A 5,030-nucleotide genomic window follows, 5' to 3' on the forward strand; every position below is an offset into this window, starting at 1 on the left:
CAGCGTCGTCTTCCCGTGGTCGATGTGCCCCATCGTCCCCACGTTCAGGTGCGGCTTGCTGCGAACGAATTTTTCCTTGGCCATGTGAATTCTCCCTTGCGACTACAGCGTGAAAGCGCCGACGGAGCGGAACAACGACCCCCGCTCACCCTTTTCCCAGCGCCGCCTGGGCCTGCGCCTCGGCCAGCGCCTGGTAATGATCGAATTCCATCGTGAACACGCCCCGGCCCTGGGTCGACGATCGCAACTCGGTGGCGTATCCGAACATTTCCGCCAGCGGCACCATCGCCTGCACCGCTTGGACGTTTCCCGGCCGGGCTTCCACCCCGCCGATGGCCGCGCGCCGGCCGGACAGGTTGCCCATCACGTCGCCCAGGTATTCCTCCGGCGAGACCACTTCTACCTTCATCACCGGTTCGAGGAGCACCGCTCCGCCCTTCTGGACGCCCTCGCGGAAGGCGAAGGTCGCGGCCATCTTGAAGGACATCTCGTTCGAATCCACCTCGTGGAAGGAGCCGTCGTACAGGGTGACCTTGACGTCCACCACCGGATACCCGGCCAGCACGCCGGCCTCCGCGGCTTCCTTGACGCCCTTCTCCACGGCGGGGATGAATTCCTTGGGGATCGCCCCGCCGACGATTTTGTTCTCGAAGACCACCCCCGAACCGGCTTCGCCGGGTTCGAGGGCGAACACCACGTGGCCGTACTGGCCGCGCCCGCCGGACTGCTTGATGTAGCGGTATTCCAGCTTCGGCACCGCGCGGGTGATCGATTCGCGGTAGGCGACCCGCGGGCGGCCGACGGTGGCGTGAACGTTGAACTCGCGCCGCATCCGCTCGACCAGCACGTCGAGGTGCAGTTCGCCCATCCCCGAGATCACCGTCTGTCCGGTGTTCTCGTCGGTCCGCACCCGGAAGGTGGGATCCTCCTCGGCCAGCTTGTGCAGCGCCTGGGAGAGCTTGTCCTGATCGGCCGTGCTTTTCGGCTCGATCGCCACCGAGATCACCGGCTCCGGGAAGGAGATGGTCTCCAGCTGAATCGGATTGGAAAGGTCGCTGAGCGTATCGCCGGTGAAGGTTTCCTTCATTCCGAGCACCGCCGCGATGTCGCCCGCCAGCACTTCGCCGATCTCTTCGCGCCGGTCCGCATACATGCGGATCAGCCGGCCGATTCGTTCGCGTTTGCCGCGCCCCGAATTCAGCACGGTCGCGCCCTGCTTGAGTTTTCCGGAATAAACTCGGAAATACGCCAGGCGTCCGACGTACGGATCGGAGACGATTTTAAAGACCAGCGCGCTGAGGGGCGCGTTTTCGTCCACCGGCCGGGTCTGCTCCTCGCCGGTGTGGGTGTGAGTCCCGCGCACCGCCGGAATGTCGAGCGGGGAGGGCAGGTAATCCACCACCGCGTCGAGCATCAGCTGGACGCCCTTGTTGCGCAAGGCCGAACCGCATAGGACCGGCGCGGCTTTGCCCTGGATGGTCTCGCGCCGCAGAACCGTCTTGAGCTCCTCGACCGAGATCGCCTGGCCCTCCAAATATTTCAGGGTCAGCGCTTCGTCGAGTTCGGCGATCTGCTCCACCATCCGGGCCCGCCGGGTTTCGGCCTCGGCCTGGAATTCGGGCGGAATCTCCACCACTGCGGCGTCTTCCCCGGTCTTGTCCGTCCACAGCACGGCCTGTTTGGCCATCAGGTCGACCACGCCGCGGAAGGAGGCTTCCTCGCCGATCGGGATCTGCAGTGGGATCGGGTTGGCTCCCAGCCGGGCGCGGATGCTTTCCACGCTGCGGTCGAACGAGGCGCCGGTCCGGTCCATCTTATTAATGAAGCACATCCGCGGCACGCCGTAGCGGTCGGCCTGGCGCCAGACGGTTTCGCTCTGCGGCTCGACGCCCTGCACGGCGTCGAAGACCACCACCCCGCCGTCGAGCACCCGCAGGGAGCGTTGGACCTCGGCCGTGAAATCGATGTGCCCGGGCGTATCGATGATGTTAAGGGTGTAGCCCTTCCACTCGGCGCTGACCGCGGCGGCGACGATGGTGATGCCGCGCTCGCGCTCCTGATCCATCCAGTCGGTGACGGTCGTGCCGTCGTCCACCGACCCCAGCCGGTGCGTCTTGCCGGTATAGAACAACACGCGTTCGGTGGTGGTGGTTTTGCCGGCATCGATGTGCGCGATGATGCCGATATTGCGGTATCGCTCCAGCGGGACCTGGCGTTCCATAATGCCTTCCTCAATCCGTCCTGGTGTGCGTAATCCTGCTCTTCGACCTGGCCTTACGGGGCCAGGCCGATCACCAGGCTTCCCGCCAAGAACCTCATCTTCGATTTGTAACGGCCGCCGTCATTCCGGCGCGCCATCGGCCGGAGCTACCACCGGTAGTGAGCGTAGGCGCGGTTGGCCTCGGCCATCTTGTGCACTTCTTCGCGCTTCTTGACGGCCGATCCGGTGTTGTTGGCCGCGTCAAGCAGTTCGCCGGCCAGCCGCTCGGTCATCGATTTTCCGCCCCGGGAGCGGCTGGCGGCCAGAATCCAGCGCACCGCAAGCGAATCCCGCCGGTCGGCTTCGACTTCGATCGGCACCTGGTAGGTGGCGCCGCCGACCCGCCGCGGTTTGACTTCGATCTGCGGCCCGACGTTGTGCAACGCCTGCTCGAAGACTTCGAGCGGATCCTTCTGGGTGCGCTCCTGCACCAGGTCGAAGGCGTCGTAGACGATCGAAACCGCCGTACTCTTCTTGCCCTTGTGCATCACCTGGTGAATGAAGCGGTTGACCTTCACGCTGTTGTAGCGGACATCCGGGGGTACCGGGCGCGGTTCTTTGCGGACTCTTCTCGACATGCAAATGACTCCCGACGTTTTTCCTCCCTGCCCTTCCTCCGTCTGCATGGCAAACGGGGCAAGGGCAGGGAGGGAAAACGGCTTACTCCTTTTGGGCTTCCTTTGGCCGCTTGTTGCCGTATTTGGAACGGCCCTGACGGCGGGCGTCCACGCCGGTCGTATCCAGCGTGCCGCGGACGATGTGGTAGCGAACGCCCGGGAGGTCCTTGACCCGTCCGCCGCGGACCAGCACCACCGAGTGCTCCTGCAGCGCATGGCCCTCGCCGGGGATGTAGGCGGTGACTTCGATGCCGTTGGTCAGCCGCACGCGGGCGATCTTGCGCAGGGCCGAATTGGGCTTCTTCGGCGTCATGGTGCGGACGACCGTGCACACGCCGCGCTTCTGCGGCGCGCCGCGCGGCTGGCGGAACCTGCGCTGCTTGCGGGCGTTTAGCGTGTAGAGCAACGCCGGCGCTTTGCTCTTCCCCTTCTTCCAGGTCCGGCCTTTGCGGACCAATTGATTGATTGTCGGCACGTCGAACCTCCCGAAAATGCGAACCCGGACCGAAAACGGATTGATTTCACCCTGCCCTGGCAGTAGGGGAGGCCATCCGACAAACGCGATGGCCTCGCCCCACGCTGGCGTTTATGCGATTCGGGCGTGAGGCGCTTTTTCCGCCTCGCCCTGATGATCCTTAGGGCAACGGGCGGCAATTCTACCATGCCAAAAAATGGGAGTCAAGCTTCCGTAGGGCAATCGTCGGAAACCCACGCCCCCTTCTACCCCGGCCGGAAATCCGGAATTGGCTTTTTTTGGGGAGTATTTCGAAGGCGTAAAGGATACCTCTTGACTTGCCCCCTCTTCAGACTTATAATACCTTTTCGCCCAAAAACCTCTGCTCATCCTCTTAAGGCTTGGAGTGGCAAAATCCGCCTCCCTCGACGAGAGGGAAGCCCCATGTTCCAGCGGGCACCGGGAGATCGCAACCATGGCTCTTAGCGGACGAAAATCCTATGCGCGAATACCCGACATTCACACCCTGCCGACCCTGATCGAAGTCCAACTGGATTCCTTCGAATGGTTTAAGAAGGAAGGGCTGGCGGAGCTGTTCGACGAAATCTCCCCGATCGAATCCTTCAACAAAGGGATGCGGCTCTATTTCCCCGGCCAAAGCCCGGAAGCCAAGCAGTGGAACCTGAAGTACTGGTTCGAGGAACCCAAATACTCCATCGAAGAATGCCTCGAGCGCGACATCACCTACGCCGCCCCGCTGTACGTTTCCGTTCTGCTGATCGGGGCGGAAGTCCCCGAGCCGATCAAGCAGGACATCTTCCTCGGCGACATGCCGCTGATGACCGAAAAAGGCACCTTCATCATCAACGGCAGCGAACGGGTGGTGGTGTCGCAATTGATCCGTTCGCCGGGGGTTTATTTCGAAGCCGAGGAGGACCGCGCCACGGGCCGGCTGCTCGCCTCGGCCAAGCTGATCCCCGACCGCGGGGCGTGGATGGAATTCGAGACCCGCAAAAGCGATTACCTGATCATCCGCTTCAACCGCAAACGCACGGTGCCGGTGACCATGCTCCTGCGGGCGCTGGCGGCGCTGAGCGCCGACAAGCCGGATTGGCCGCTGCAGGAAGGCTCGGATCAGGAAATCCAGGCGCTATTCCAGGAATCCGACACCAATCCCGCGCGCCCGTTCCTCGCCAACACCATTAAACAGGAGCCGACCTGGGAAAAGCGCGAAAAGCGGACCCTGGCCCAGGAGGCGCTGATCGAATTCTACAAGCGGATGCGCCCGGGCGATCCTTCGACGCTCGACAACGCCCGCCAGTACCTCCAGGAACAGCTTTTCGACCAGCGGCGGTACGACCTGGAACGGGTCGGCCGCTATAAGCTGAACCAGAAGCTGGACTTGCACGCCCGCATCCCGCTCAGCCACCGCACCGTCACGCCGTGGGACGTGATCAAGCTGATCGAGCGGTTGATCCTGATCAACAACGGGCTGGAGAGCCCGGACGACATCGACCATCTCGGCAACCGCCGGGTCAAGACCGTGGGCGAGCTGATCCAGAACAAGATGCGCATCGGCCTGCGCCGCACCGAGCGCGTGGTCCGCGAGCGGATGTCGATCCGCGACCAGGAATCCTTCTCGCCGATGAACCTGATCAACATCCGGCCGATCGTCGCCGCGGTGCGCGAGTTCTTCGGC

At 63.4% G+C, this 5,030-nt stretch carries 4 protein-coding genes; 1 reads left to right on the forward strand and 3 read right to left on the reverse strand.

Going from position 1 to position 5,030, the window contains the following annotated elements:
* Positions 1–145: 145 nt before the first annotated feature.
* The 3 genes from fusA to rpsL form a co-directional block, all read right to left on the reverse strand.
* A complete protein-coding gene (gene fusA / locus JW929_04350) occupies positions 146–2,221 on the reverse strand; it encodes an elongation factor G (protein ID MBN1438621.1) in 2,076 nt (691 codons plus the stop codon).
* A gap of 146 nt (positions 2,222–2,367) precedes the next feature.
* Positions 2,368–2,838, reverse strand: coding sequence for a 30S ribosomal protein S7 (gene rpsG / locus JW929_04355; GenBank protein ID MBN1438622.1), 471 nt, complete (start codon positions 2,836–2,838; stop codon positions 2,368–2,370).
* Between the two features lie 82 nt (positions 2,839–2,920).
* Complete coding sequence (gene rpsL / locus JW929_04360; protein ID MBN1438623.1) at positions 2,921–3,352, reverse strand: 30S ribosomal protein S12; 432 nt, start codon at positions 3,350–3,352, stop codon at positions 2,921–2,923.
* Between the two features lie 454 nt (positions 3,353–3,806).
* On the opposite strand from rpsL, the gene JW929_04365 reads away from it, so the two are divergent.
* A partial coding sequence (locus JW929_04365) for a DNA-directed RNA polymerase subunit beta (protein ID MBN1438624.1) occupies positions 3,807–5,030 on the forward strand: 1,224 nt, incomplete at its 3' end.

It is taken from the genome of Anaerolineales bacterium, from assembly GCA_016928575.1.
In the GTDB taxonomy this organism is placed as follows: Bacteria; Chloroflexota; Anaerolineae; order Anaerolineales; family RBG-16-64-43; genus JAFGKK01.

What these genes read in the sequence shown, in the direction of transcription:
- fusA (MBN1438621.1), bottom strand. Translation starts at nt 2,221, where the DNA reads ATGGAACGCCAGGTCCCGCTGGAGCGATACCGCAATATCGGCATCATC.
- rpsG (MBN1438622.1), bottom strand. Translation starts at nt 2,838, where the DNA reads ATGTCGAGAAGAGTCCGCAAAGAACCGCGCCCGGTACCCCCGGATGTC.